28 protein-coding genes and 1 riboswitch are annotated in these 25,502 nt (G+C 29.9%); of the genes, 6 read left to right on the top strand and 22 right to left on the bottom strand.

Annotation, left to right across the window (positions count from 1 at the left end; translation table 11 throughout):
• Positions 1-8 precede the first annotated feature (8 nt).
• The 3 genes from AC5SL0_RS01425 to AC5SL0_RS01415 are packed head-to-tail and all read right to left on the bottom strand — an operon-like array spanning position 9 to position 2,153.
• Positions 9-545 carry a class I SAM-dependent methyltransferase gene (locus AC5SL0_RS01425; protein ID WP_494618472.1) on the bottom strand — a complete coding sequence of 179 codons (537 nt, stop codon included), beginning with the start codon at positions 543-545 and terminating at the stop codon, positions 9-11.
• Positions 546-573: 28 nt separating this feature from the next.
• A complete protein-coding gene (locus tag AC5SL0_RS01420) occupies positions 574-1,677 on the bottom strand; it encodes an NAD(P)/FAD-dependent oxidoreductase (protein WP_011281860.1) in 1,104 nt (367 codons plus the stop codon).
• A gap of 8 nt (positions 1,678-1,685) precedes the next feature.
• Positions 1,686-2,153, bottom strand: coding sequence for a TspO/MBR family protein (locus AC5SL0_RS01415; protein WP_011281859.1), 468 nt, complete (start codon positions 2,151-2,153; stop codon positions 1,686-1,688).
• Between the two features lie 21 nt (positions 2,154-2,174).
• Here AC5SL0_RS01415 and AC5SL0_RS01410 point away from each other — a divergent pair, with 21 nt between their 5' ends.
• Positions 2,175-2,936, top strand: coding sequence for an SDR family NAD(P)-dependent oxidoreductase (locus AC5SL0_RS01410; protein WP_494618470.1), 762 nt, complete (start codon positions 2,175-2,177; stop codon positions 2,934-2,936).
• Here AC5SL0_RS01410 and AC5SL0_RS01405 read toward each other — a convergent pair.
• The 10 genes from AC5SL0_RS01405 to AC5SL0_RS01360 all read right to left on the bottom strand — a co-directional run bounded on the left by AC5SL0_RS01405 (position 2,933) and on the right by AC5SL0_RS01360 (position 13,724).
• Positions 2,933-3,481, bottom strand: coding sequence for a DUF3833 domain-containing protein (locus AC5SL0_RS01405; RefSeq protein ID WP_020169186.1), 549 nt, complete (start codon positions 3,479-3,481; stop codon positions 2,933-2,935). The genes AC5SL0_RS01410 and AC5SL0_RS01405 overlap by 4 nt on opposite strands.
• 13 nt (positions 3,482-3,494) lie before the next feature.
• Entirely contained in the window at positions 3,495-4,673 is a 1,179-nt protein-coding gene (locus AC5SL0_RS01400; RefSeq protein ID WP_494618468.1) for a class I SAM-dependent methyltransferase, read from the bottom strand.
• Positions 4,673-5,440 carry a DUF1365 domain-containing protein gene (locus AC5SL0_RS01395; protein WP_027306685.1) on the bottom strand — a complete coding sequence of 256 codons (768 nt, stop codon included), beginning with the start codon at positions 5,438-5,440 and terminating at the stop codon, positions 4,673-4,675. The genes AC5SL0_RS01400 and AC5SL0_RS01395 overlap by 1 nt, the downstream gene beginning before the upstream one ends.
• Positions 5,433-6,677: an NAD(P)/FAD-dependent oxidoreductase gene (locus AC5SL0_RS01390; protein ID WP_027306686.1), complete on the bottom strand. Its 1,245-nt coding sequence runs from the start codon at positions 6,675-6,677 to the stop codon at positions 5,433-5,435. Before AC5SL0_RS01390 ends, AC5SL0_RS01395 begins: the two co-directional genes overlap by 8 nt.
• Before the next feature lie 12 nt (positions 6,678-6,689).
• Positions 6,690-9,548, bottom strand: a complete 2,859-nt coding sequence (gcvP, locus tag AC5SL0_RS01385; protein ID WP_271626001.1) for an aminomethyl-transferring glycine dehydrogenase — start codon at positions 9,546-9,548, stop codon at positions 6,690-6,692.
• Positions 9,549-9,929: a glycine cleavage system protein GcvH gene (gene gcvH, locus AC5SL0_RS01380; RefSeq protein WP_006997244.1), complete on the bottom strand. Its 381-nt coding sequence runs from the start codon at positions 9,927-9,929 to the stop codon at positions 9,549-9,551.
• Positions 9,926-11,032: a glycine cleavage system aminomethyltransferase GcvT gene (gcvT, locus tag AC5SL0_RS01375; protein WP_271479812.1), complete on the bottom strand. Its 1,107-nt coding sequence runs from the start codon at positions 11,030-11,032 to the stop codon at positions 9,926-9,928. Before gcvT ends, gcvH begins: the two co-directional genes overlap by 4 nt.
• Before the next feature lie 77 nt (positions 11,033-11,109).
• Positions 11,110-11,199, bottom strand: a riboswitch (glycine riboswitch).
• A 24-nt stretch (positions 11,200-11,223) separates the two neighbouring features.
• The gene (locus AC5SL0_RS01370) at positions 11,224-12,105 is read right to left on the bottom strand and encodes a DMT family transporter (protein WP_011281851.1); all 882 of its coding nucleotides are present in this window, start codon (positions 12,103-12,105) and stop codon (positions 11,224-11,226) included.
• Complete coding sequence (locus tag AC5SL0_RS01365) at positions 12,092-13,045, bottom strand: 5-oxoprolinase subunit C family protein (protein WP_494618465.1); 954 nt, start codon at positions 13,043-13,045, stop codon at positions 12,092-12,094. Before AC5SL0_RS01365 ends, AC5SL0_RS01370 begins: the two co-directional genes overlap by 14 nt.
• Positions 13,038-13,724, bottom strand: coding sequence for a 5-oxoprolinase subunit B family protein (locus AC5SL0_RS01360; protein WP_020169181.1), 687 nt, complete (start codon positions 13,722-13,724; stop codon positions 13,038-13,040). Before AC5SL0_RS01360 ends, AC5SL0_RS01365 begins: the two co-directional genes overlap by 8 nt.
• A 27-nt stretch (positions 13,725-13,751) precedes the next feature.
• Between AC5SL0_RS01360 and AC5SL0_RS01355 the strand changes: the two genes are divergently transcribed.
• Genes AC5SL0_RS01355 through AC5SL0_RS01345 form a run of 3 tightly spaced genes read left to right on the top strand, consistent with a single transcriptional unit; the run spans position 13,752 to position 15,810 of the window.
• The gene (locus AC5SL0_RS01355; protein WP_494618463.1) at positions 13,752-14,525 is read left to right on the top strand and encodes a 5-oxoprolinase subunit PxpA; all 774 of its coding nucleotides are present in this window, start codon (positions 13,752-13,754) and stop codon (positions 14,523-14,525) included.
• 3 nt (positions 14,526-14,528) lie between these two features.
• Positions 14,529-15,020, top strand: coding sequence for a tetratricopeptide repeat protein (locus AC5SL0_RS01350; protein ID WP_271615864.1), 492 nt, complete (start codon positions 14,529-14,531; stop codon positions 15,018-15,020).
• Positions 15,021-15,024: 4 nt separating this feature from the next.
• A complete protein-coding gene (locus tag AC5SL0_RS01345; protein ID WP_011281846.1) occupies positions 15,025-15,810 on the top strand; it encodes a putative hydro-lyase in 786 nt (261 codons plus the stop codon).
• Here the strand turns inward: AC5SL0_RS01345 and AC5SL0_RS01340 are convergent, their stop codons facing one another.
• From AC5SL0_RS01340 to AC5SL0_RS01325, 4 genes are read right to left on the bottom strand one after another with little or no spacing between them, the layout of a single operon-like run.
• Positions 15,811-16,518, bottom strand: a complete 708-nt coding sequence (locus AC5SL0_RS01340) for an ABC transporter ATP-binding protein (protein ID WP_011281845.1) — start codon at positions 16,516-16,518, stop codon at positions 15,811-15,813.
• On the bottom strand, positions 16,508-17,230 hold the full coding sequence (locus AC5SL0_RS01335; RefSeq protein WP_011281844.1) for an ABC transporter ATP-binding protein: 723 nt from the start codon (positions 17,228-17,230) through the stop codon (positions 16,508-16,510). The genes AC5SL0_RS01340 and AC5SL0_RS01335 overlap by 11 nt, the downstream gene beginning before the upstream one ends.
• A complete protein-coding gene (locus AC5SL0_RS01330; RefSeq protein ID WP_011281843.1) occupies positions 17,227-18,237 on the bottom strand; it encodes a branched-chain amino acid ABC transporter permease in 1,011 nt (336 codons plus the stop codon). Before AC5SL0_RS01330 ends, AC5SL0_RS01335 begins: the two co-directional genes overlap by 4 nt.
• A 2-nt stretch (positions 18,238-18,239) precedes the next feature.
• Positions 18,240-19,106, bottom strand: coding sequence for a branched-chain amino acid ABC transporter permease (locus AC5SL0_RS01325; RefSeq protein WP_494618459.1), 867 nt, complete (start codon positions 19,104-19,106; stop codon positions 18,240-18,242).
• A gap of 108 nt (positions 19,107-19,214) precedes the next feature.
• On the opposite strand from AC5SL0_RS01325, the gene AC5SL0_RS01320 reads away from it, so the two are divergent.
• Together AC5SL0_RS01320 and AC5SL0_RS01315 are read left to right on the top strand one after the other, a co-directional pair.
• Positions 19,215-20,471 carry an ABC transporter substrate-binding protein gene (locus AC5SL0_RS01320; protein WP_271615865.1) on the top strand — a complete coding sequence of 419 codons (1,257 nt, stop codon included), beginning with the start codon at positions 19,215-19,217 and terminating at the stop codon, positions 20,469-20,471.
• 97 nt (positions 20,472-20,568) lie between these two features.
• Positions 20,569-21,183, top strand: a complete 615-nt coding sequence (locus AC5SL0_RS01315; RefSeq protein WP_006997251.1) for a YjbE family putative metal transport protein — start codon at positions 20,569-20,571, stop codon at positions 21,181-21,183.
• Position 21,184: 1 nt separating this feature from the next.
• Here the strand turns inward: AC5SL0_RS01315 and panB are convergent, their stop codons facing one another.
• Genes panB through guaB form a run of 5 tightly spaced genes read right to left on the bottom strand, consistent with a single transcriptional unit; the run spans position 21,185 to position 25,476 of the window.
• The gene (gene panB / locus AC5SL0_RS01310) at positions 21,185-21,958 is read right to left on the bottom strand and encodes a 3-methyl-2-oxobutanoate hydroxymethyltransferase (RefSeq protein ID WP_494618457.1); all 774 of its coding nucleotides are present in this window, start codon (positions 21,956-21,958) and stop codon (positions 21,185-21,187) included.
• A gap of 3 nt (positions 21,959-21,961) precedes the next feature.
• On the bottom strand, positions 21,962-22,381 hold the full coding sequence (locus AC5SL0_RS01305) for a VOC family protein (protein ID WP_011281839.1): 420 nt from the start codon (positions 22,379-22,381) through the stop codon (positions 21,962-21,964).
• A gap of 26 nt (positions 22,382-22,407) precedes the next feature.
• A complete protein-coding gene (guaA, locus tag AC5SL0_RS01300; protein ID WP_006997254.1) occupies positions 22,408-23,973 on the bottom strand; it encodes a glutamine-hydrolyzing GMP synthase in 1,566 nt (521 codons plus the stop codon).
• Complete coding sequence (locus tag AC5SL0_RS01295; RefSeq protein WP_006997255.1) at positions 23,963-24,400, bottom strand: tetratricopeptide repeat protein; 438 nt, start codon at positions 24,398-24,400, stop codon at positions 23,963-23,965. The genes guaA and AC5SL0_RS01295 overlap by 11 nt, the downstream gene beginning before the upstream one ends.
• Entirely contained in the window at positions 24,400-25,476 is a 1,077-nt protein-coding gene (guaB, locus tag AC5SL0_RS01290) for an IMP dehydrogenase (protein WP_006997256.1), read from the bottom strand. Before guaB ends, AC5SL0_RS01295 begins: the two co-directional genes overlap by 1 nt.
• Positions 25,477-25,502 lie beyond the last annotated feature (26 nt).

Raw genomic sequence — 25,502 nt, 5'->3', positions numbered from 1 at the left:
CTTTAGATCTATTTAAAAGCTACAACATTTAAACTTATTGGGAAACCATAAGGTTTATAAGAACTTGTATCTTCAAATATATCGAAATTTATTACTTTTTCAATTTTTGTAAATTTAGTTTTTTCAAGAGCAGACTTTAAAAAACCAAAATTCCAACCAAAATAATGAAAATCATAATCATCGGTTTGACCTCCAAAGATCATTCTTAATACATGCATTTTTATTTCACCTTCAGTTTTATCAATTTTAGTTGCATAATCTTTTAGTGGCATTAAAAAAAATTTAAATAAAACATCTATGTCTGGAACAGATACATAAAACTTTCCACCAGTTTTTAAAACCCTATTGATTCCACTTAAAGTACTTATAATTTTTTTTTGTGGCACATGCTCAAAAACATGGCTAGCGTAAATTTCATTAATAGATTCATCTTCAAATTGACTTAAATCAGAAATATCACCAATAAAATCTACACCATCTTTATTTTGAATGTTTAATATTTTCCACCCACTTTTTTGAATTTTACCACCTATATGAAGTTTCATAAAAAACTATACCATTTTTTATAAAAATTTATAATACATAGGGTTCTGGTCTAGCATTATTATCAAGAACTCTTTCAACAGAAAAATCACTAATATCAATCGTTTGATAAGATCCTGTAGAGATTAATTCAGTTAATGCTCTTCCTATTCCAGGTGCTTGCATTAATCCTCTACCGGTAAAACCTGAAGCCATATATACATTTTCATATTTAGGGTGTTTACCAACTACGGCATTGTTGTCTAATTTATTGCAATCATAATAACCAGCCCATCCACCAGTTAATTTTAATTCTTCAAAAGCAGGAATTCTTTGTGCTAATGCAGGCCATACTAATTCTTCAAAATCATTCCAAGCTGGTTCTAGATCAGTAGCATCAAATACTGAATTAGGTGAACCTGCTAAATACTCTCCACCCTCAGGTCTCCAGTAAACACCCGTTGTTAAATCTCCTGTTAATGGCATTTCTTTAATATATTTAGGGCATTTAACTCTAAAAACTGTGTGTTTTTGAGGAACTACTGGGATATCTTTTAGTAATTCTTTAGTCCAACATCCTGCTGCCGAAATAATTGTTTTAGCTTTGATATCTGAAATATTTTTCACTTCACCTTTAATAAATTCAGCACCTAATTCAATTGCCTTACTTTTTAAGGCGCTATGAAACATGAAAGGATCAATCCATCCCTCACTTTGGTTGTCAGTATAAGTTGCTGTTTCAATACCTTCACTATTTATATAAGGAAATATTTTTGATAGTTCAGAACCTTTGATATTTTTAGTTCCAGCTTCACAAGCTTCATGATTTTTTAAGGCTTCATATTGTTCCTCAGCATGCTCTGGACCAAACATTAACAAGTAGCCATTTGTAACCATGCTTGCTGTAGGGTTTGGATTTTTTTCAGTTTTAAGTAATTCTGGTATTTGAAAAATAAATTCTCTAGCAAACTTTCCAAGTAATATGTTTTCTTTTTGAAAAAACTGTCTTCTAAATCCACCAAGGGACAATGGAAATGAAGCTGTTTTATAAGTTGGGTCTCTTTCTATAACTTTTACTTTTCTACCTTCTTTAGATAAAAAATAAGCTGTAGCAGTTCCAATTATTCCACCACCTACTATTACAACATCATCCATAATTTATTTTAATTTAATATGATTAAACTTATATTAAGAAGTAAAGCAAAGAGACACCAAAGTAAATAAGGAATCATTAAATAATAACTATACAAGTTGACACGCTTAAATCTAATTATGAGAATAATTATCAATAAAATTAAAATTACTAATACAATCATAGCTAAAACTATTTTATGAAAAACAAAAAAAACTATACTCCAAGTTGTATTAAAAATTAAATGAATGAAATAAAGGTAAATAGTGTTCATGTCTCTATTTTTACTATGCCAAAATTTCCAGATAGCAATTGTCATAAAAAAATAGAGTGTTGTCCAAACTGGTGCAAAAATCCAATCTGGTGGATTAAATGAAGGTTTGATGATTAAAGAATACCAAGGCTCTTTAAAACCTACAGTAGCTAAACCTCCTATTGCAGATGCAGAAAAAGTTACAAGAGCAAACAATAAAAAAGATAAGAATTTGTTTTTTAACATATTTCTATTATACAATAGAATATGGAAGATAAAAAAGTTATTTGGATAACAGGTGCAAGTAGTGGAATTGGTAAGGCTCTTGCAATCAAATTTGCAGAAAATGGGTGGATGGTTGCTGCATCTGCAAGACGTGAAAATTTATTAAATGAACTTAAAAAAATTAATCAAAATATATTTCCTTTTCCTTTGGATGTTACTGAAGTAGGTGCATGTAAATTAGTCGCAAAAGACATAATCAAACAATTTAATAATATTGATATCTGTGTGTTCGGTACTGGCATGCATGATCCAAAATCAGAAAAAAAATTTAATTTAGACAAGATAAGAGAAATAATGGAAGTTAATTATTTTGGAACCATGAATTCAATTAATTCAATCTATGATTATTTTTCTGAGAAAAAAAATGGCCAAATATCTATAATTTCTTCAGTTGCGGGCTATAGAGGATTACCTGCAGCTGGTGCATATTGTGCTTCAAAATCAGCACTTACTAGCTTTGCTGAAAGCTTAAACTTTGATATGAGAATGAAGAATGTGCGTGTTTCGTTAATCAGCCCCGGTTTCATAAAAACGCCTATGACTGATCAAAATGATTTTCCAATGCCCATGATCAAAACTCCAGAATTTGCTGCAGATGAAATTTATAAAGGATTAGTAATCAAAAAAAGTTTTGAAATACATTTCCCCAAAGCCTTTACCTATTTTTTAAAATTCCTTCAAATGCTACCTAGTAGTTTATATTTTAAACTAGTTGCTAGAGGTATGAAGAAGATTGATTATTAATTTTTTTTAAAGAAAACTGTCAATTCACCAACTTTAAATCCAAACTTTGTAAGTGTAGCTCGATTAATTGCAACATCTTCATCCTGTTTAAAAATCCAATCATCAAAAGAAACTTTAATATTCTTTCCTTTAAATGGGACCATTAAATCGTACTCAAATTTAAAAGCTGATCCATATTGATAACCTTTAGCTGTACCCACGACATCGGGTGCCGTTCCTTCGTAATAATTTTGATCAATCTTTTTGATTTTCCATATACGATTTTGTTTTTCTCCGTCTGTCCAATAAAAATCTTCTTTAAGAGTTAAAATATCTCCCTCAAAACTACCTGTCATATCAGCTTTAAACTGTCTAGTAACTTTACCACTACGGTCTTGTAGTAGACCCCATGCTTTAACCGGACCATTAAAATATTGCTCTATAGTCATAGTTGGTTCAGTATTTTTAAAATCTGTGGGTTTCATAGAGTTATTGTTTATACAACTTGCTGTAAAGAATAAAGCAATTATTAACACTGTTAATCTAATCATCTTAAAGTTTATCATGTAGCTCCTATAGTTATTTATTTTGTAGTGAAAATTGAATTAAGTCTATGTTTTTTGATTTAAAACCAGCTTCACAATATGAAAGGTAAAATTCCCACATTTTTTTAAATTTTAAATCAAAGCCTTGTTTTTTAATTAAGTCCCATTTTTTATTAAATATTTCTCTCCAAATAATCAAAGTCTCGGAGTAATGATTGGCATATGAATTATACTCACCAAATTTTAATCCATTTTTATCAACATAATTTTGTAGTTCACTTTTTGAGGGTAAAAAACCACCTGGGAAAATATATTGTTGTATAAAATCTTTTTTATTTTTATATCTATTAAATAAACTATCATCGATAGTTATGGCTTGAATGCCCACGGTACCCGAGGGTGTTAGATTATTTTTAATCGTATTAAAATAACTATCTAAATAGTTTTGACCTACAGCCTCAATCATTTCTATTGATGCAATATGATCATATTTATCCTTTAAATCTCTATAATCTTTAATTTGAATATTTACTTTTTCATTAAGTCCACATCGATGAATTCTCTCTTTAGCAAATTCATATTGTTTTTTGGAAATAGTAATACAATCTAATTTAACATCATAATTAGTACCTAAATACTCAGCAAAACCACCCCAACCACAACCAATTTCTAAAATTTTATTACCACTTGAGGGTCTTATAAGATCAATTAGTTTTTGATATTTATTGTTCTGAGCTTCAAAAAGTTCTTGTTTGGGGCTTTCAAATATAGCACTGGAATAGGTTAAAGTTTTATCAAGCCATAATGAAAAAAAATCATTTCCTAAATCATAATGTTTGGCAATATTTTCTTTACTTCTATTTTTAGTATTTTTTATAATTTTATTTTTAATAAAATTGATAAAAGGCAAATCGAAGATTCCAGAAAATTTATAAATAGTTTTTATATTCTTTGCTGTTAACTCAATCAAATCAGAAAGATTATTTGTTATAAAAAGATCTTTCATATAAGACTCTCCCAAACCAATACTTCCACTTTTAATCAAATTATAATTTAGGCTTTCATCTTTAATTTCTAAAAAAACTTTTAAATTTTCATCAGGGTTGCCAAACTTTAAAACTTCACCATTTACTTTTTTAATTTCAAGAAAACCATGCTTAATATTTTTTAATACACTAAACACAATTAAATCTGAAATTTTGTAAATTAACATTAGTTTTCGATAGTAATATTATTCTTAATATTTAATTTTTTTTTTATAAATTTAATTCCTTTTGTCCATAATTTAAATGCCTCATAATGTATCGCTATAATGATTTTGAATGTCATTAATGGATGTTTTAAATAAGATTTAAGTAGGTTTCTATTGGTCAATTCACTTTTAATACCATCTTGTGAAGCATATAATACTTTGCCAACTGGATCATTCAGATCAATTATTACAGATATTTTATTACCAGGTTTCAATAGTCTAAAAAAATAAATACAATTCATTTCTATAAATGGAGATACATGAAATTTCTTCTTACACATATGTTGAATCAGATTTTGGTCTTTTTTGGTTTTAAAAACATAAACATGTTGCTCGCCAAATGTGTTTTTTACTTCATATAAAATAGATATTAGATCAAAATTTTTGTCGTAGACATAAAAAACACTTAATGGATTAAATACATATCCAAATATTCTTGGGTAACATAAAAGTTTAATATGAACATCGTTAGTATCAATATTATTTTTTCTAAGATTATCTAAAACCCATTCCTTAAGAGAGCTGCCATCTCTTGCTCCATGGTCTTTATCAAAGAAACTAATAATATTTAGTTTATTGTATGAAAATATCTTTAAAGTTTTGTGTAGTAAATCTATTTCCGATAAATCTATAAGAAGTGAAAATACATTGTAATTAAAACTATGAATTTTGGGCTTAAATCTTTTATGAATTACATTTCCTGTATAAATATAAGAATTTTTAATCATTAAGTGTTTTTAGCATATCAATAGAGGACTTTATTCCATCCTCGTGAAAACCATAACCAAAATAACTACCACAAAATAAAATATTTTTTTTATTTTGAATTTTATGCAGGTTACTTTGATTGGTTAATGCTTCTGTATCGTAATAAGGGTGAGTAAATGCTACTTTTTTAAATATCTTATCATTTGGAATTTCTTTAAATGGATTAATTGTTAAAAAAATATTTCTATCTATCTTTAAATTTTGTAACTGATTTATCCAATATGTTACAGCTGTCTTTTCATTATTATTTGAGTCCATTGAAGAATTCCAAGCACACCATGCTTTTTTATTTTTAGGCATAACACTTTCATCAAAATGTATTACTGCAGTGTTTGCTCTATATTTAAATTTTCTTAATATTGACTTTTCGTCTAGTGTTGGATTATCAATTATCTTTAATGCTTCGTCTGCATGAGTTGCTATTACAACTTTATCATATTCAAAGAACTCATTTTCCTCCCCATAAAAAATTTTAGCACCTAAATCATTTCTAGTGATTTTATTTATATTGTAATTCTTAAAATGTTCTCCACTAACTTGGCCTATTATCTTATCGACATAAGTTTTGCTTCGATTTGTAACCGTAAACCATTGAGGTCTATCTTTAATTTTAAACAGTCCATGATTCTTGAAAAAGCTTAGAAAAAAAGATAATGGCATTTGTTTCGCTTCATATGGAGGCATCGACCATATAGCAGATACCATTGGTATAATATGATAATTAATAAAATATTCTGAAATTTTTATTTCTGTTAAATACTCCCCTAATGTTATCGAACTAATTTTTTTAATTTCTATTTTTTCACAGTTTTTATAAAAGCTTAAAATTTCAAAAAACATTTTTAAGAATTTTGGATTAAATAAATTTTTTTTATTAGAAAAAATTCCACCTAATCCTTTTCCACAATATTCTAATCCACTATTTTCTACAGTAACAGAAAATGACATATCACTTTTTTCAATCTCTATTTTATTTTCTAAAAAAAAATTAATTAAATTTGGATATGTTTGCTTATTAAAAACCATAAATCCAATATCTATTGGAATTTCTTTGTTAGGGTTGTAAGCAACCTTTATTGTATTTGCGTGACCCCCAAATTGATTTTCTTTTTCAAATAAATCAACTTTATGTTTTTTAGATAAGTAATAAGCAGCACTTAATCCTGATATACCAGCACCTACTACAGCAATTTTCATCTTAGTAAATATCTAAGCAGCTGTGTCTTCGTACTCTTCCATAGATGGACATGTACAAAACAAGTTTTTATCTCCATAAACATTATCTACTCTACCAACTGGAGGCCAATATTTATTTGTTCTTAAAAACTCTGAAGGATAAGCGGCCTCTTCTCTTTCATACTTATGATCCCACTTATTGGATGTTAATTCAACGTGAGTATGTGGCGCATTCTTCAATGGGTTGTCAGTCTTGTCATATTCACCAGACTGAATTTTATCTATTTCTTGTTTTATTTTTATAAGAGTAGAACAAAATTTATCAATTTCACTCAAACTTTCGCTTTCTGTTGGTTCAATCATCATTGTACCAGCAACAGGCCAAGACATTGTTGGAGCATGATAGCCAAAATCAATCAATCGCTTTGCAATATCTTCTTCAGTGATCCCTGTTTCACTTTTTATCGTTCTAATATCAATGATACATTCATGAGCTACATTGCCACTTTTACCCTTATATAAAATTGGAAAAGAGTCTTTTAATTTATGGGCAATATAATTTGCATTTAGTATTGCAACTTGTGATGCTTTTCTTAGGCCTTCAGAACCCATCATCTTTATATACATCCATGAAATTGATAAGATACTTGAGCTACCCCAAGGAGCTGCAGATACCGCTCCCATTCCAGTCACTGGACCACAATCTTTTATCACAGAATGTTTTGGCAAAAATATTTCTAAATGTTTTTTACACGCTATTGGTCCCATACCAGGCCCACCACCACCATGAGGTATACAAAATGTTTTATGCAAATTTATATGACAAACATCTGGTCCAAAATTTCCAGGTTTAGCAATACCTACTAATGCATTTAAGTTAGCTCCATCCATGTAAACTTGCCCACCATGATTATGAATTAACTCACATATGTCAGTTATTTTCTCTTCAAATACACCATGTGTTGATGGATAAGTGACCATAAGGGCCGCTAAATTTTCTGAATGTTCTTCAGCTTTATTTTTTAAATCTTCATAGTCTACGTTTCCATATTGATCACATTTAACAACAACTACTTTCATACCAACCATTTGAGCACTAGCCGGGTTTGTGCCATGCGCTGAACTTGGAATTAAACAAACATTACGATTTGTTTCACCATTTTTTTCATGAAATTTACGTATTACCATTAGACCAGCAAACTCTCCTTGAGCACCAGCATTTGGTTGCAATGAAACTCCAGAAAATCCAGTAATTGATCTCAACCAGTTTTTTAAATCTGTAAATAATTCTCTATAACCATCCATTTGCTCTACAGGAGAAAAAGGATGTGGCTGTGAAAATTCTTTCCAGGTAACTGGTATCATTTCTGCAACTGCATTAAGTTTCATAGTGCACGAGCCTAAGGCAATCATAGATTTATTTAAAGCAATGTCAGAGTCTTCTAATTTTTTTAAATATCTAAGCATTTCTGTTTCCGAATGATAACTATTAAAAACTGGATGATCTAAATAAGTTGAAGTTCTTAATAGGTTTTTTGGAATATTAGATAAACTTTCATTCATAGTTTCTTTAATTGTTTCTGAACAATTAAAGATTTTTAGTAACTGATTTGCTCTATAAAGATTTTTTCTCTCATCAAAAGATACTGCTAACATTTCAGAATTCACTTTTCTGATGTTCACTCCTTGATCTAAAGCATTTTTGTATATCTTCTCTGTTTTATCTAGAGTTTTTATTGTAACCGTATCAAAAAATTCATTTGAATAAAGTTCATAACCAGATTGCTTTAGTTTATCTGCAAAATTTTTAGTTAATTGAGAGACACTTTCTGCAATTTTTTTAATTCCTTGTGGACCATGATAGACCGCATATGCTGCAGAAACTATTGCCAATAATGCTTGTGCAGTACAAATATTACTTGTAGCTTTGTCTCTTCTTATATGTTGCTCTCTTGTTTGAAGGGCAAGTCTATATGCTTTTTTCCCATGTCTATCTACTGACACACCTACTATTCTGCCTGGCATTGATCTTTTATATTCATCTTTTGTAGCAAAAAATGCTGCATGGGGACCACCATAACCCATTGGAATTCCGAAACGTTGAGAGCTACCGACAGCAATATCGGCACCTAACTCAGCAGGTGTTTTTAGTTTAGCGAGTGCTAACAAATCACATGCTAAAACTGCTTTTCCATTAAATTTATGTATTTTACTAATAGCCTCACTTGGGTCTTTAATATCTCCAAGAGTTCCTGGATATTGAATGATACCACATATAATATTTTCTTTAATATCTTTATCTTCGTCACCAACTATTATTTCTAGGCCTAAAGGTTCAGCTCTTGTTTTAATCACATCAATTGTTTGAGGATGACAATTTTTTGAAACAAAAACTTTTTTAGATTCAGACTTAGATATTCTATAACTCAATCCCATAGCTTCCGCTGCAGCTGTTCCTTCATCTAAAAGAGAGGCATTAGCGATATCCATTCCAGTAAAGTCAATTATCATTTGTTGAAAATTTAATAACATTTCCAATCTGCCTTGTGCTACTTCTGGCTGATAAGGGGTATAAGAAGTATACCATCCTGGATTTTCTAAAATATTTCTAAGTATTACATAGGGAGTATAAGTTCCATAATAACCCATTCCTATAAAGCTAGAATAAATCTTATTTTTTTTAGAAATATCTTTTAATTTTCTAAGTGCTTTATATTCAGAATTTGGATCACCAATATCCAAATCATCTTTAAGAAGAATTTTTTCTGGTACAGTATCTTTTATTAAATCATCAAGATTTTGGTATCCCAACTCTTTAAGCATAACATTTTGTTCATCAATAGATGGACCTATATGTCTTTGTATAAAATCTTTTTGAGCATTCTTTAACATTTAACTACCACTTTCTTTTGAAAATTTTTCGTATTCTTCTTTATTCATTAATGAATCCATTTCAGACTTATCAGTAATTTTTAATTTAAAAAACCATGCTTCATTTTCTGGATCAGAATTAACTTTTGCAGGATCGTCAACAATGGCTTGGTTATTTTCGATAATTTCTCCAGATACAGGAGTATAAATATCACTTGCAGCCTTTGTAGATTCTACAACTCCAGCATTGCCATCTTTAACTACAGAAGATCCTATTTCTGGTAACTCTACGAAAACTATATCTCCTAGCATTTCGGTTGCATGTTGTGTAATTCCTACAACAGCAGTGTCTCCATCTAACTTTATCCACTCGTGTTCTTTAGAATATTTTACTTCACTCATTTACTAGCTCCTTTCACATAACTTTTTTTATAAAATGGCAAATTACTTATAATTGCCGGATATTTTTTTCCTCTCACTTCTAAAAAAACCTTAGTATCAATTTTAGAAAATGAATTTTCTACATAACCCATTGCAACTGGGGCCTGAACGCTGGGTCCAAAAGTTCCACTTGTAATTTCCCCAATATTTTTATCATCCTCACTAAATATTGAAGTTTTTTCACGGGCTATAATTCTTCCTTCTGGCTTAATACCTACGCGGATTTTGCTTACTCCTTTCTCGATTTGAGATTTAATTTTTTCACATCCAATAAACCCACCCTCAAGAATTCTATTTTTTGATATCGCCCATTTTAAATTTGCTTCTACTGGGCTTTTATTAATATCCATGTCATGACCATACAAACAAAGTCCCGCCTCTAGTCTCAAGGTATCTCTGGCACCTAATCCAATTAAATTAGCCCCTTCATCTATGAGTTTTTGCACAAACGCTTCTGCGTTCTCATTTTTGATAGATATCTCAAATCCATCTTCGCCGGTATAACCTGATCTTGTGATATAAATATCCTCTTTAAGATAATTAAACGTATCACCATTCATAAATTTTAGATCTGATACTCCATTGATTATCTTTTCTAGTATTTGGACTGCTTTAGGGCCTTGAATTGCTATAAGCGATAGCTCTTCACTTAAAATCATTTCATACTTATCTTCTAACAATTTAGTTAAAAGTTTAAAATCTGTATTCTTACAAGCAGCATTTAATACAATGTTAAAACCACCTTCAACTTTTGTGATAATCAAATCATCATAAATTCCTGCTTCATCATTCATTAAAAAACTATATTTGGATTGATTTAATTTAGCCTTACTCAATTCAGCTGGAAAAATTTTTTCAAGATCTTTTGCCAACTTATCATCTCCTTTAATGAATAACTGACCCATATGGGACACATCAAAAATACCTGCATTTTCTCTTGTACTTTTGTGTTCCTCAATAATTCCTTTAGAATATTGAATTGGCATTTGATACCCAGCAAATGGAACAAACTTAGCTCCATGCTTTTGATGTAAACTGTAAAGTGCGGTTTTTAAAATATCCATATTAACTTACTGTACCCATCTGTATGTTTGCCTGAGAGTTTTATTCCGTCGGCGAGAACTTAATCTCTTTCCAGAGTTAATATGTTACGGTCCTTTTGCCTGAGAGATTCCTGGGTGGTTGCTCCTTCGGCGCTACGATTGTTTGTAGTCTCTCCCGTATATAAGAATAATCTACCAGATATGTAACAGAGTCAATTAATAATTTTTTCTTTTTTATTTGAAAAAAGTAGTGAGTAAAATTGCAATAATACAGCAAAAAGAATTACTCCTCCTCCAATTAAAGTAAATAAAGAAGGTCGTTCAGCTGCAAATAAAAAGGCCCACATTGGCCCCAACACAGATTCGGATAACATGATTATACCAACCATTGCAGATGGTGTGCTACGTGCACCCATAGTTATAAATATAAAACCAAATCCTACTTGGAAAAAACCTGCTGTAAAACCTAAAAATATATCATGTGAAGAAATCATAAGCTTCTCAGATAATAAAAATCCAATAAAGCATGAACTCACACCAGCTATAAATTGAGCTGGCACCATGTCAACTGTAGGAAATTTTCTAACAATTATAATTAAGACTGCAAATGTAATTGGCATGCTAAAAGCCGCTAAGTTTCCAGACATCTCTCCTGGTGATAAAGAATTACCTACCATTAATAGGACACCCGTAATTGCTAAAATAATTGAAGCTAAAGTAATAGATGAAATTGTTTCTTTTAAAAATAAATAACCAAATATTGCTAAAAAGAGTATTTGCGTCGAAATAATAAAATTAGTATTGGCAACAGTTGTATTATACATCGCAAAGACGTACCCACAAAAACCAAATGATAAAATAACTCCACCAATAAGTCCTGGTAAACCTGAATCGTAAAACGCTTTAAATAATTTTTTTTTATAAGTAATTATTAAAAAAAGTAAGACTGTTAGCGAAAAAAATAAAGATCTCCAAAATAATATTTGCCATAAGGTTGATCCTTCAAATGATTTAACAATTAAGCCTCCAAAGCTTAAGCAGCAGGCTCCCATAAAAACTAATATAGGACCTGGAATTTTATTAATTACATTCATTTAAATATTTATTTGTATCTTCTGTGTATGCTTTAAATATATTCTGAGCTTCTTCAAGACTTACTTCCTTAAAGTTTATTTTTGTTCCAGGAGTTAATTGCCCAACTAAATCAAGATCAGCAGTAATAACTACTCCAATCTTTGGATATCCTCCAACTGTTCCATGATCAGATAACATTATTATTGGATTACCATCAGCTGGTACTTGAATAACTCCTCTTACCAAACCTTCTGATTTGATATTGGTGTTTTCTATATTTTCTAATTTTGGACCTTTTAATCTTATTCCCATTCTATCAACAAGGTTTGTGATTAAAAAATCTTCATTAAAAAATTTATCTATTGCATCCTTAGAAAAATAGTCAAAATTTGTACCCTTAATAATTCTAATGATATTATCAGTAGAATAATCATAATTTATTTTTTTGTTCATTGCACTTTTGGTATCAATTTTTTTAATAAAAATTTTATCATTTATGGAATATTTTTTTCCATTATTTGGTCCAATATTTGCTTTAGTATTTATGGAATAACTGCCCCAGGTTTTTTCTAGATCAAAGCCACCATTAACGGCTAAATATCCATACGTAGAATTTTTGGTTGATATTATATCTATTTGATCCTCTTCATCTAAAATATAACTTTTGTAACACTCACCATCTTCAACCTCTAAATTCTTTCTAATGATTTTAAAAAAAATATCTCCAGATATTGCAAAATTAATTTTTCCATTCTTTAACTTTAAAAGAGGGCCTTGGTATGCAAACTCTAATACAGGCTCATCTAATTGATTTTCAACTAGTCTATTTGATAATGTATAATTTCTTTGATCAATTGCTCCACTTACTGCAATACCGATATGATATAAATGATTTCTACCTTTGTCTTGAATGGTAGTATTAACTCCTGCCCTTACAATCTCAAAATATGTTTTATTCATTCCAATTTAAATATTCTTCTTTTGTTATTTGGTAAAAACTTACTTTATCACCTGGATTAACTAGAGCCGGTTGAACTAAATTTTTATCATCAAAAATTTTCTTTGGGGTATTACCAATAATATTCCAACCACCAGGACTTTCAAAAGTATAAATATTTGCAAATTGTTCTGTTATTCCTACCGATCCTTTAGGCATCTTTAACCTCGGTGTTTCTAATCGATCACATCTAATATTTTCATTAAGATCTCCTAAAAAAGGCATTCCAGCAATAAAACCAGTCATATAACAAAAATATTCTTTGCCAAAATACAGTTCTAATATTTTATCTTTATCTATATTCAATTTTTCAATTAGCCTTAAAAAATCTAATCCATACTCATCGTCACAACAGACTGGAATCTTAATTTTTTGATTATTGTTTTTAATATCTCTATTAATAGTTAAGCCCTCTATAAAATTTTTAATTTTTTTATAGTTGGTTACAGTCAAATCAAAACTAACAATTAATTTATTATAAGAAGGTGTTAAGTTAGTTATTCCTTCGATCTTTTTATCTTTTATTAATTTTGATATATGGTGAAAGTAATCTATGACGCTTGAATTTATTGCTTCATTAACTTCTGAGCCAAAATCACAATATACCGCTGCATCACCAAGATTTGATATATTTTTAACCATGTCATGTTATACTCCAGACTAAAGAGTATGGAAATTAATATCAATTGTGATTTAGGAGAAAAATCTAAGTTTCATTCTATCAAGAATGATCCAGAATTACTTAATATTGTAAACTCTGCCAACATTGCATGTGGCTACCATGCAGGTGATGAAAAAACAATGGAGATGGTTATTCAAATTTCAAAAAAAAATGGTGTTAGTTTAGGTGCCCATCCATCATTTAATGACCCTGAAAACTTTGGAAGAAAAAGAATGAATTTAAGTTCCTTAGAAATAAAAAAACTAATTTTCGACCAATATGAAATATTACAAAAAATTGCTCAAAAATATAATGAAAATGTTACTCATATTAAACCACATGGGGCTCTTAATAACATGGCTTGTGAAGATCTGGAATTAGCCACAACTCTAGCTGTGGCCATTAAAGAGATTAATAAAGATATTATTTATCTGGTACCAACAGGTTCGCAAATGGAAGTTGCTGCTAAGAAAAATGGTTTGAAAATAGCTTGTGAAATTTTTGCAGATAGAAATTATGAAGATAATGGAAATTTAATTTCTAGAAGTAAACCAAACGCTTTAATCACTGACCCTCAATTAGCAAAAAACCATGTGTTGAACATGGTTAAAAATCAGGCAATAAATTGTCTCAGTGGTAAACAGATACCTTGTGAGATTGACTCGGTTTGTATACATGGTGATAATGAAAGCTCATTAGCAACTGCAAAATCTATCAGAGATAATTTAGTTGATAATGGCTTAGAACTAAAACCTTTAAATAAAATGGATAAATTTAATTAAAATATGAAAAAACTTATTTATACTTTACTAATAATTATAGCACTCACTAATAATTTATTTGCAGCAGGAAGTAGCAGTGATAGCGATTCTACTCCTAAAGCTTCAGACTACACAAAAGCAAAAAATTTAATTAACTCAGCTAAGAAATATGAAAAAAAAGGAAAAATTGACAAAGCACAAGAAAGATATGCTAAAGCACAAAAGCTTCTTTTAAAATCCAATGATGAAAAACCACTGCAGGCAGATACTTTAAATTATTTAGGTTTTACTACTAGAAAACTTGGAGATTTTGAAGGAGGTGAAAAATTTTACTTACAAGGCCTAGAAATTGAACCTAATCATAATGGAATAAATGAATACCTTGGTGAGCTTTATGTGGTTACAAACCGAATAGATATGGCTAAAGAAAGGTTAGAAGTTTTAAAAACCTGTAACTGTGAAGAGTTTGATGAACTAAAAGAAATAATTGAAGGAACTAAAAAATCTAAATATTAAATTTATGCTCGATATTAAAAATCCAATTGAAGCAAGAAAGGTTATTAGAAAAAATGAGTACAGAAATCAAACAGCAGGAACTGCTAATAAATATGTACAGGGAAATCTTTGTATATTGCCCAGCAAATATGCAATGGATTTTGCATCATTCTGTCAAAAAAATCCTAAACCATGCCCTTTAATAGGGTTTGGTACAAAAGGAGATCCATCATTAAAAGATTTAGGGGATATTGATATTAGGACTGATGTTCCTCAATATAGAATATGGGAAAAAGGAAAAATTATTGATGAACCATATGACATCAAAAAATATTGGAATGAAGATTTAACGACATTTGTTTTAGGATGCTCTATGTCTTTTGAGTTACCATTAATTGAGGCAGGAATACCTATCCAGCATATTGAAAATGATACTATTGTTCCAATGTATCGAACTTCAATAGATTGTGAGCCAGCAGGACAGTTCTCAGGAAAATTGGTTGTTTCTATGAGACCTTTAAATTCAAAAGATGCTATTAGATCAATTCAAATTAGTTCTAGGTTCCCAGCAGTTCATGGTGCTCCTATTCATTTAGGTGACCCATCAGAAATTGGAATAAAAGATATAATGAATCCTGAATACGGCGATCCTCCTAAGGCATTTAAAAATAATGAAATTCCTGTATTTTGGGCTTGTGGCGTAACACCTCAATCTGTTTTACAAGATTCAAAACCAGACTTTTGTATAACACATGCTCCAGGAAAAATGCTTATTACGGATAAATTAAATAATGATTTGGCAGCTTTATAACTAGTTCCCTAAAAAAACCTTCTTAACTTTTTCGTTATTAATTAATTCATTAGATTTACCACTAATAACCAACCTTCCACTCTCAAGAACATAACCCCTATCAGCCATGCTTAGTGCCAATCTTACATTTTGTTCAACAAAAAGAATTGATATTCCTTCACTAACCACATTTTTGAATATTTTTATTAAATCTTTCACTACTAGAGGTGATAATCCTAAAAATGGTTCATCTACCATCAAAAGTTTTGGAAGTCCCATCAAGCCTCTTGCTATAGCAAGCATTTGCTGTTCACCACCAGACATAGTGTGAGCTAACTGGCTTGATCTAGATTCTAATTTTGGAAAAATTTTATAAACTTTAGATAAAGAACTACTTAATTTTTCTTTTGCTTTAGGGTGCCAAGCACCAAGAATAAGGTTTTGCATAACAGTAAGATGTGGAAATACTCTTCGTCTCTCAAGAACATGAGAAATTCCTAATTCAGTTCTTTTGAAAGTTGGGATTTCAGAAATTAGATTATTTTTAAAATGTATGCTTCCATTCTTATGACTAACTAGATTACTAATTGTATTTAAAATTGTACTTTTGCCAGATCCATTAGGTCCTAAAAGAGCAACCATTTCTCCATTATCTACATTTATTGATACATCCCAAATAACTTGAAAATCATCATATAAAACATCAATATTTTTTATATCAAGTAGCATCAACAGTTCCTAAATATGAGTCTATTACTTCTTCATTTTGTTGAATTTCTTTTGGTGTACCATATGCAATTCTTTTACCCTGATCTAGCGCTAGAATATTGTCAGAAATTTCCATTATAATATTAATATTATGCTCAATGGTAATTATTGTTACGCCAGATTTTTTAAGTTTTTTAATTAACTCAACTAAACCTGGAATAGTTTTTTGATCAACACCTCCAGTAACTTCGTCCATCAATAGTAGTTTTGGTTCAATTGCCATTGCTCTTGCCATTTCTAATCTTTTTCTTTGACCTGTCGAAAGCTCTCTAGCAAAATGATGTCTCTTTTCTATAAGATCAACAAAATCTATTATTTCTAATGCTTTATCCCTTGCTTTTTTAATATTATCTTCTTTAACAAAAGAGCCAATCATTACATTTTCTAATAATGTTTGATCTGCAAACGGTTTTAATTTTTGAAAAGTTCTTCCAATACCCAAGCTACTAATTTTATCAGGACTTAAGCCTGATATATCTTTATTAAAGAAACTAACTTTACCATTATCAGTTTTTGTATAGCCAGTAATTAAATCAAACAAAGTAGATTTGCCTGCACCATTGGGTCCTATTACTCCCAAAATTGTACCTTCTATAACCTCAAAAGAAATATCATTATTGGCTTTTATACCTCCAAAAGATCTACTTAAATTTTCTACAGATAAAATCTTCATCTTTGTTTTTTTCTTTCTAAAATATTTTTTGGAAAAAAAGATATAAGTCCCTCTGGTCTAAAAATGCAAATTAGCATTAGAATTAAACCATAGAGAATTAAGTCTACAGCCCCACCAGTTCCACCTAAATAAATTCTAGAATATTCTGAAATTGGAATAAGTATAGCTGCACCCACAATCGGGCCCCAAACATTTCCAATCCCACCAAGGACTGTAATCAATAAAACAATAATTGAAATTTCTATATTAAAAACTCTATCTGGATCAATAATAAGTATGTACTGAGCAAATAAACTTCCCATTGGTGCCATTATCATTGCTGAGATTACATAGGCTATGATTTTATAATTAGAAACATTAATACACAAACTTAATGCAGCCTGTGGATCATCTCTTACAGCTCTTAATCTGTAACCTAATTTTGATCTACTTAAGAGCCATACTAAAAAAAATGTAATTATAAAAAATACTAAAAAAATATAATAGTAAGGCATTTTGCTACTATGAAATTGAAGAGCCAACAAAGAGTCTCCTGAGGTCATAGGAACCCATACTCCTGATGCTGCACCTACCCACTCCCACCTTTGAAATATAACTTGAAAACTAATTCCAATTAATAAAGTAGCGATTGCAAAATAATGCCCACTAAGTCTTAACATTGGGATGCCAATTAAAACTGCAGCAACTCCTGAAACAATCATTCCAAGAAAAATACTTATCCATGGGGATATACCATACTGAACATACAGAAATGATGTTGCATAGGCTCCAATTCCAAAAAAAGCTCCATGACCTAAACTGATTTGTCCTGAAAAACCTGCAATTACATTCCAAGACTGAGCCATAACTGCGTGCATAAAAATCATTATCATTAAATGAAGGTAGAAAGAATTCAATCCAAAATGAGGTAAAGCGAATAACAATACAATTAGACTACTAATTAAAGATATTATTCTTTTGTCTGTATTCCAGAGAGGTTCAGATTTAGCTATTAATAATTTATCCATAATTAATACCTTCCAAACAAACCTTGTGGTCTAAAAATTACAACTAATAGATAAATTGCAAAAACATATAAAAGCTTAAATGATGGATCTATCAGCAAACCACCTAATGATTCAACTAATCCAATAATAATTCCTGCATACAAACACCCTATAATACTTCCAAAGCCTCCTAATGCCACTGCAACAAATGCAAATAGTGCAAAATTTATTCCTACGTCAGTAAAGATAAAAAAATAATTAGCCATCATTCCTCCAGCAACACCAACACAACTAAGTCCTATTGCCCAACCGATAGCAAACATTTTATCAGATGGTATACCTAAAATTTCAGCTGCATGCCTGTCTTGTGCTGTTGCCTGTAGTGCTAAACCAGTTTCAGTTTTTGTTACGAATAGATAAAGAAGAATAAAAGCAACCAAACAAACTAAACTAGCAATTAGTTGAGGCTGTCCAATAAACATTCCTGAAATTTCTAATCTTCCTTCTAATAATGGTTTATCAATATTTCTAAAATCTGGTGTCCATAAAAACTGTGCAATTGATCTAATGAATATTGATAATCCAAATGTAGCACAAATCTGGATTAGCATTTTGGCTTTCAATATATATCTAATCAAAAAATAATGAGTTAGCACTCCGCAAAAAGCCATTAATAAAATTGTAATTGGAATTGAAAAAATTGGATCTAACCCAAATAAAGACCATAACCAAAATGATGAAAACATAGATAACATCAAATGTTCACCATGAGCAAAATTTACTATATCCATTAATCCAAAAATTAAACTTAACCCAGCAGCAATTAATGCATAAATTAAACCCATCATTAATCCTGTCACCATTGCTTGTAAGATTATTTCAGATGTCATTTATTTTCTATAAATTTTATACTGTTTGCTGAATAGTAAGTCATTGAATTGATATCATATATAGTATTAGATTATATTTTTAAAAAAAACAAATATGAGGGGAAATAAATGAAAAAAATAATACTTTCAGTATTTACTTTTTTATCATTAGTTTGTGCGCCTACAATTAGTGCTGCAGAAAATGTTAAAATTGGAGTACTTTATCCATTAACAGGGCCTGTTGCTCAGGTTGGAAAAGATGCCGTAGCAGCAGTTCAAACTGCTTTAGATATTATAAACAACAGCCATAATATTCCTGGTATGCCTTTAGCAAAAGATGCTGGCCTAAAAGGTTTAGGTGGTGGAAAAATTTCAATTGTTGTTGGTGATCATGGTGGAAAACCAGATATTGGAGTTGGTGAAACAGAGAAAATGTTAAACTCTGATAAAGTTCATGCAATGTTTGGTGCTTACTACTCATCTGTAACAGGTGCAGCAAGTCAAGTATCTGAAAGAGCTGGTATACCTTGGGTTAATGGTGAGTCGACTTCACCAAAATTAACTACAAGAGGGTTTAAATATTTCTTTAGAGTAACACCACATGATGGTGAGTTTACTCAATTGATGTTTGAATTTATGGACGATTTTAACACTAAGAATGGTAATAAGTTAAAGACACTTGGAATTATTCATGAAGATACTCTTTGGGGAGCTGATAGTGGTGGAACACAAAACACAATGGCTAAAGACAAAGGTTATAAAGTTGTCGAGAAAATTAGCTATAAAGCAAAAACAACTTCTTTAAGTTCTGAAGTACAAAGATTAAAAGCAAAAAACCCTGATGTTTTATTGCCATCTTCTTATACCGCTGATGCTTACTTATTTTTAAACACAGCTAAAGAACTTGATTATAATCCTAAACTTTTAGTTGCTCAAAATGCTGGTTATACTGATCCAAAATTTATAGCTACCATGGGAAGCAAAGCTGAAGGTGTAATTACAAGATCTCCTTTCAACACTGACTTGGCTACTACAATTCCAATGATTGGAACTGTAAATGAAATATTTAAGACACATTCTGGTGGAAGAGATTTATCAGATGTACCTGCTAGAGCATTTACTGGTTTTATGGCATTAGCTAATGCAATTAATAATGCTGGATCAACAGACCCAGAAAAAATTAGACAAGCATTGGTTAATTTAGATATGTCATCTGACTCTCTTATCGTTCCTTACAGAGGTATTAAATTTGGTGCTGATGGACAAAATGAAAAGACAAGAGGTATTTTGATGCAAGTACAAGATGGAAAATACTGTACAGTTTATCCATTTGAGCTAGCAGCATGTAAACTGCAATACCCAATGCCAACTTGGTCTCAAAAATAATTTAGACTAATACTACTAAAGGCGATCATTAACATGGTCGCCTTTTTTTTATAATTTTTTTAATTGAATTATTATAAATTGATATTATAAAAAGCTCTTGATCGAAGAATTCATAATTTTAACTCAAATCATCTTTATTGATATCATCTTAGCAGCTGATAATGCTATTATCATTGGATTAATTGCTGCTAACTTTGTACCAAAAAATAGAAAGCAAATAATTCTCTGGGGTGTAGCTGGAGCTTTAGTTTTTAAAATTATTTTTGCTCTTTTTGCTACTTACTTATTTGAATTTTATTATATTAAAATTTTAGGTGGACTACTTCTAATTTGGATTGTTAATGATTTAAGGAAAGATTTAGTTGAAATGAAGAATAAGATTAAATCACCAGTAAAAAAATCAACAGAACCTTCATTTGTAAAAAGTATTTATAAAGTTTTATTTGCAGATATTACAATAAGTTTTGATAACGTTATTGGGGTAGTTGGTGCTGCAAAAGGTCATTTTGGTTTCATGATATTTGGTCTTGTTTTATCTGTAGTATTAACTGGAGCATTAGCTACTTATTTAGCTAATTATATTCAAAAAAACTTATGGATAGCCTATGTAGGGTTAGGTTTTATTTTAATTGTAGCTCTTCAACTAATAATTGGTGGTTTAAATGATTATGGCGTCTTATCAATTAACGAAACATTCAAACAATATTTTTAATTTAGTATGAATGTTTTTTAGTAGGAAACTTACTTCTAATTACATCTTTCTTAAACTTTAGTGCAGCATCATTTATTTGTTTTTCAATATTTGAATACCTTTTCACAAATCTAGCTTTAATTTTATTCAGACCTATCAAGTCGTCAGTAACTAAAACTTGACCATCACAATGTACTGATGCCCCAATTCCAATTGTAGGAACTTTAACAGTTTTAGTAATTTCTTTTGCTAACGAGCTTTCAACACACTCTAAAACTATTGAAAATACACCAGCATCTTCTAAAAGTTTAGAATCTCTTAAAATAATTTTTCTTTCTGTTATTTCTTTTCCTTTAAATTTAAAATTTGTTGCCGATTGCGGCAGAACACCAAGATGCCCCATCACAGGAATTTTATTCTTAATTAAAGTTTTAATTATTTGAATTACTTTTTTACCCCCCTCAAGCTTGATTGCATCACACTTCGTTTTAGAGATTATTTTTTTTGCATTACTTAAGGCTTCTTTTGAGTTACGGTAAGTGTTATGAGGCATGTCTACTACCATTAAACTTTTTTTAACACCCATTCTTACACTTTTAGAATGTTCAATCATCATATCCAATGTCACTTTTTTTGTAGAAGAAAAGCTATAAAGTACAGAGCCAAGGGAGTCGCCTACCAATACAAGGTCACAGTGTCTATCTATTATTGATGCTATATTTTTAGAGTAAGCAGTAAGACTTATAATTTTGGATTTATTTTTTTTTTTAATAAAGTTTAAGATTTTTTGACTCATTTTTTACCAAACACCTTCATTTTTCATTGAGGCCCAAGGTTCTTTAATTTCTAAATTACCCTCTTGTAAGATTTCTATAGAAATATTGTCTGGAGATCTGACAAATGCCATATGACCATCTCTAGGTGGTCTATTAATTGTATATCCCATATCTTGAAGTCTCTCACAAGTTTGATAAATATTTTCAACACGGTATGCTAAGTGACCAAAATTACGAGATCCATCACCTAACTCATCACCATCCCAATTGTAGGTTAGCTCTAGTTCGGCTTTTTCATCGCCAGGTGCTGCTAGAAAAATTAAGGTAAATCTACCTTGCTCATTTTCCATTCTTCTAGTTTCAATTAAACCTAATCCCTTACAGTAGAAATCTAATGATTTTTCCACGTCTGAGATTCTGATCATGGTGTGTAAATATTTCATAATATTATGTACTCTATAGTAAAGTATTACTCTAATTCAATGGTACTAGGTGGTTTTGAAGTAACATCATAAACAACTCTGTTTATACCTCTAATATTATTAATAATTTGATTAGAGATTGATTGCATAAAACCTTTAGGAAAATCAAAAAAATCAGCAGTCATTCCATCTTCAGAGGTAATTGCTCTTAACAAACAAATATGTTCGTAAGTTCGATTATCACCCATAACACCCACAGTTTTTACTGGTAGGAGTGCAGCATATGCTTGCCAAATTTTATCATATAACCCATGCTCTCTTAAAGCTTTTATAAAATAGAAATCAGCCTCTTTTAAAATTTTAATTTTTTCATTGGTTATAATACCGGGCATTCTAATAGCTAGACCAGGACCGGGAAATGGATGTCTAGAGATTATGTCATTAGATAAATTAAGTTCTAATCCTAATTTTCTAACTTCATCTTTAAATAAAAATTTAAGAGGTTCTACTAATTTTAATTTCATTCTTTTAGGAAGGCCCCCTACATTATGATGTGATTTTATTTTTGAAGTTTGACTACCAGTCACAGATTTACTTTCAATTAAGTCTGGATAAAGAGTGCCCTGAGCAAGAAATTTAACATTCTTAATTCTATTAGCATATCTTTCAAATATTTTAATAAATAGATTACCAATGATTTTTCGTTTTTTTTCAGGATCAGATACATTTGTTAATTTTCTAATAAATTCTTTTTCTGCATTAACATAAATCAAATTAATTTTTAATTTTTTCTTAAAAGTATTAACTACTTGTATTTCTTCATTTTTTCTTAAAAGGCCATTATTAACAAAAATACAAGTTAAATTTTTTCCAATTGCTTTGCTTAATAATTGTGCAACCACACTACTATCCACACCACCCGACAATCCACAAATTACTTTGTTGTCACCTACTTGTTCTTTAATTTCATTAATTAATTTTAATTTTTGATCTTTTGATGACCAGTTTTTTTTAATTTTACAAATAAGAAAAACAAAATTTCTTAATAAAATTTTACCTTTATTAGTGTGTGTTACTTCAGGGTGAAATTGTACACCATAAAAATTTTCTTTAATATTTTCAATAATTGTTAATTTAGAGTTTTTTGTAGAAGCTATAATTTTAAAATTTTTTGGCATCTTTGATACTTGATCAGCATGGCTCATCCAAACATCACTTCTATTATTTTTATTAAAAAAATTCTTAGTTAAAGTACTATTGGATACTTTGTTTATAGTGGCTAAACCAAATTCTCTATGTTTTGATTTTTTAACTTTGCCACCTAATAGTTTTGACAATATCTGATGTCCAAAACATATACCCAGGATTGGAATTCCAAGTTTTAATATCTTCTTATCAAATTTAAATTTATCATTTTCATAAACATTAAGAGGTCCACCAGACAGTATTATTCCAGCAATATTATCTTTTGTAATTTGAGCTATTTTTATTTTTTTATGACTTACAATTTCTGAAAAAACCCCTAATTCCCTTACTCTTCTTGCAATTAATTGTGTAAATTGAGAACCAAAATCGATTATTAAGATTTTACTTAAATTATTACTAAGACTCATTTTTAGGTTCCAAATTCTTTAAGGATTCTAAAATAGAATTTTTCTTATCACACAATTTATTGCAAATTTTTGAAAAATTATCTGCTAGTTCTTTTACTTTGGAATAATTAGATCTTTTTAACTCTATTTCCATAAGCATGTAGTTTGCTTCTTCATTTTTTGGATCAAGTAATAACACTGTATCTATATTTTTTTGTTCTTCTCTTTTGTTCTCTTCAAAATTATAAATTTTTGCTAAATACAAATATGAATCTTTGTCCTTAGGGTTAAAAACAATACTTCTTTGAAATAAAAATTTAGATTCTTCATATTTTTGTTCATCGTATTTATTTTTTCCTTCTTCAAAAAAGTTATTTTCTGCAAAAGAAGAACTTCCAAAATTTAAAATTATAAATAGGACAATTATTAATTTATTTATTGTTCTCATTAATACTTGCTCTCATTTTTAACTTGATCAACATTATGAACCATACTTTCATAAAAACCAGCCTTAGTTATTTTTACAAAATTTGGTTTATTTTTAAGGTTTGGTACTTTTTTTGCACCTAGATATCCCATAGATGATTTTAATCCTCCAATTAATTTATAAATTATACTTTTCACATCACCTTTATATTTCACAAAACCTTCTACTCCTTCTGGAACATATTTAGATATATCTTTTTGTTTGGTTTGAAAATATCTATCAGCTGATCCTTTATTCATCGCACCAACTGATCCCATTCCTCTAAAACTTTTAAATAACTTACCATTTTTTTTAATTAGTTTTCCAGGTGTTTCTAAGCTTCCTGCAAACAAAGATCCAATCATTATAGCATCGGCACCTGCAGACAATGCTTTAGCTAAATCACCTGAATATTTAATTCCACCATCTGAAATTATTTTTACTTTATTGTTTTTAACACCTTTTTTAACTGCAAGGATCGCACTTAATTGTGGTACACCAATGCCTGCGACTAGCCTAGTTGTACAAATTGATCCTGGCCCTATTCCAACTTTAATAATATCTACTCCTAATTTTATTAAAAATTTTGCTGCTTCAGCTGTTGCAATATTTCCAGCACATAGAGTTGTTTTGTTTGTTTTTAATTTTTTTATAGCTTTAATAATTTCAGCTACTTTTTTGCTATGTCCATGAGCTGTATCCACAACAATTAAATCAACTTTTTCTTTTAAAATAGCCTCAGCTCTTTTAAGTTCTAAAGGACCAGCTCCAACTGCCGCACCAACTAATAAGTTTAATTTTTTAACTTTTTTAATTTCTTCAACTTGTTTTTTAATATCCAAATTTCTATGAATTACACCAATGCCTCCTGCTTTAGCTATTGCTATAGCCATTTTACTCTCAGTAACTGTATCCATTGCAGAGGATAATAAAGGTATTTTTAATGTTAAATTAGATGATAATTTAGTGCTGGTATCAACTTCAGAAGGTAAAACTTCTGAGTATTTTGGTGCCATTGTAACATCGTCAAAAGTGAGAGCTTCTTTTATAGGATCCATAATCATTTATATATGATTCCCCTCAA

The organism is Candidatus Pelagibacter sp. PS_16 (assembly GCF_059417965.1).
The sequence above is the reverse complement of the archived record's forward strand: the minus strand, read 5'-3'. Positions and strand labels throughout refer to the sequence as shown.

Bases quoted from the DNA above. Each gene is read 5' to 3' on its own strand.
- AC5SL0_RS01425 (WP_494618472.1), bottom strand. From the start codon at position 545: ATGAAACTTCATATAGGTGGTAAAATTCAAAAAAGTGGGTGGAAAATA.
- AC5SL0_RS01305 (WP_011281839.1), bottom strand. From the start codon at position 22,381: ATGAAATATTTACACACCATGATCAGAATCTCAGACGTGGAAAAATCA.
- AC5SL0_RS01360 (WP_020169181.1), bottom strand. From the start codon at position 13,724: ATGGTTAAAAATATATCAAATCTTGGTGATGCAGCGGTATATTGTGAT.
- AC5SL0_RS01395 (WP_027306685.1), bottom strand. From the start codon at position 5,440: ATGATTAAAAATTCTTATATTTATACAGGAAATGTAATTCATAAAAGA.
- AC5SL0_RS01415 (WP_011281859.1), bottom strand. From the start codon at position 2,153: ATGTTAAAAAACAAATTCTTATCTTTTTTATTGTTTGCTCTTGTAACT.
- AC5SL0_RS01400 (WP_494618468.1), bottom strand. From the start codon at position 4,673: ATGTTAATTTACAAAATTTCAGATTTAATTGTGTTTAGTGTATTAAAA.
- guaB (WP_006997256.1), bottom strand. From the start codon at position 25,476: ATGGATCCTATAAAAGAAGCTCTCACTTTTGACGATGTTACAATGGCA.
- AC5SL0_RS01330 (WP_011281843.1), bottom strand. From the start codon at position 18,237: ATGGATAAATTATTAATAGCTAAATCTGAACCTCTCTGGAATACAGAC.
- panB (WP_494618457.1), bottom strand. From the start codon at position 21,958: ATGAGTCAAAAAATCTTAAACTTTATTAAAAAAAAAAATAAATCCAAA.
- AC5SL0_RS01335 (WP_011281844.1), bottom strand. From the start codon at position 17,230: ATGAAGATTTTATCTGTAGAAAATTTAAGTAGATCTTTTGGAGGTATA.
- AC5SL0_RS01320 (WP_271615865.1), top strand. From the start codon at position 19,215: ATGAAAAAAATAATACTTTCAGTATTTACTTTTTTATCATTAGTTTGT.
- AC5SL0_RS01390 (WP_027306686.1), bottom strand. From the start codon at position 6,677: ATGAAAATTGCTGTAGTAGGTGCTGGTATATCAGGATTAAGTGCTGCT.
- AC5SL0_RS01420 (WP_011281860.1), bottom strand. From the start codon at position 1,677: ATGGATGATGTTGTAATAGTAGGTGGTGGAATAATTGGAACTGCTACA.
- AC5SL0_RS01340 (WP_011281845.1), bottom strand. From the start codon at position 16,518: ATGCTACTTGATATAAAAAATATTGATGTTTTATATGATGATTTTCAA.
- AC5SL0_RS01345 (WP_011281846.1), top strand. From the start codon at position 15,025: ATGCTCGATATTAAAAATCCAATTGAAGCAAGAAAGGTTATTAGAAAA.
- AC5SL0_RS01350 (WP_271615864.1), top strand. From the start codon at position 14,529: ATGAAAAAACTTATTTATACTTTACTAATAATTATAGCACTCACTAAT.
- AC5SL0_RS01405 (WP_020169186.1), bottom strand. From the start codon at position 3,481: ATGATAAACTTTAAGATGATTAGATTAACAGTGTTAATAATTGCTTTA.
- AC5SL0_RS01325 (WP_494618459.1), bottom strand. From the start codon at position 19,106: ATGACATCTGAAATAATCTTACAAGCAATGGTGACAGGATTAATGATG.
- AC5SL0_RS01410 (WP_494618470.1), top strand. From the start codon at position 2,175: ATGGAAGATAAAAAAGTTATTTGGATAACAGGTGCAAGTAGTGGAATT.
- gcvP (WP_271626001.1), bottom strand. From the start codon at position 9,548: ATGTTAAAGAATGCTCAAAAAGATTTTATACAAAGACATATAGGTCCA.
- AC5SL0_RS01295 (WP_006997255.1), bottom strand. From the start codon at position 24,400: ATGAGAACAATAAATAAATTAATAATTGTCCTATTTATAATTTTAAAT.
- gcvT (WP_271479812.1), bottom strand. From the start codon at position 11,032: ATGGATATTTTAAAAACCGCACTTTACAGTTTACATCAAAAGCATGGA.
- guaA (WP_006997254.1), bottom strand. From the start codon at position 23,973: ATGAGTCTTAGTAATAATTTAAGTAAAATCTTAATAATCGATTTTGGT.
- gcvH (WP_006997244.1), bottom strand. From the start codon at position 9,929: ATGAGTGAAGTAAAATATTCTAAAGAACACGAGTGGATAAAGTTAGAT.
- AC5SL0_RS01370 (WP_011281851.1), bottom strand. From the start codon at position 12,105: ATGAATGTAATTAATAAAATTCCAGGTCCTATATTAGTTTTTATGGGA.
- AC5SL0_RS01355 (WP_494618463.1), top strand. From the start codon at position 13,752: ATGGAAATTAATATCAATTGTGATTTAGGAGAAAAATCTAAGTTTCAT.
- AC5SL0_RS01365 (WP_494618465.1), bottom strand. From the start codon at position 13,045: ATGAATAAAACATATTTTGAGATTGTAAGGGCAGGAGTTAATACTACC.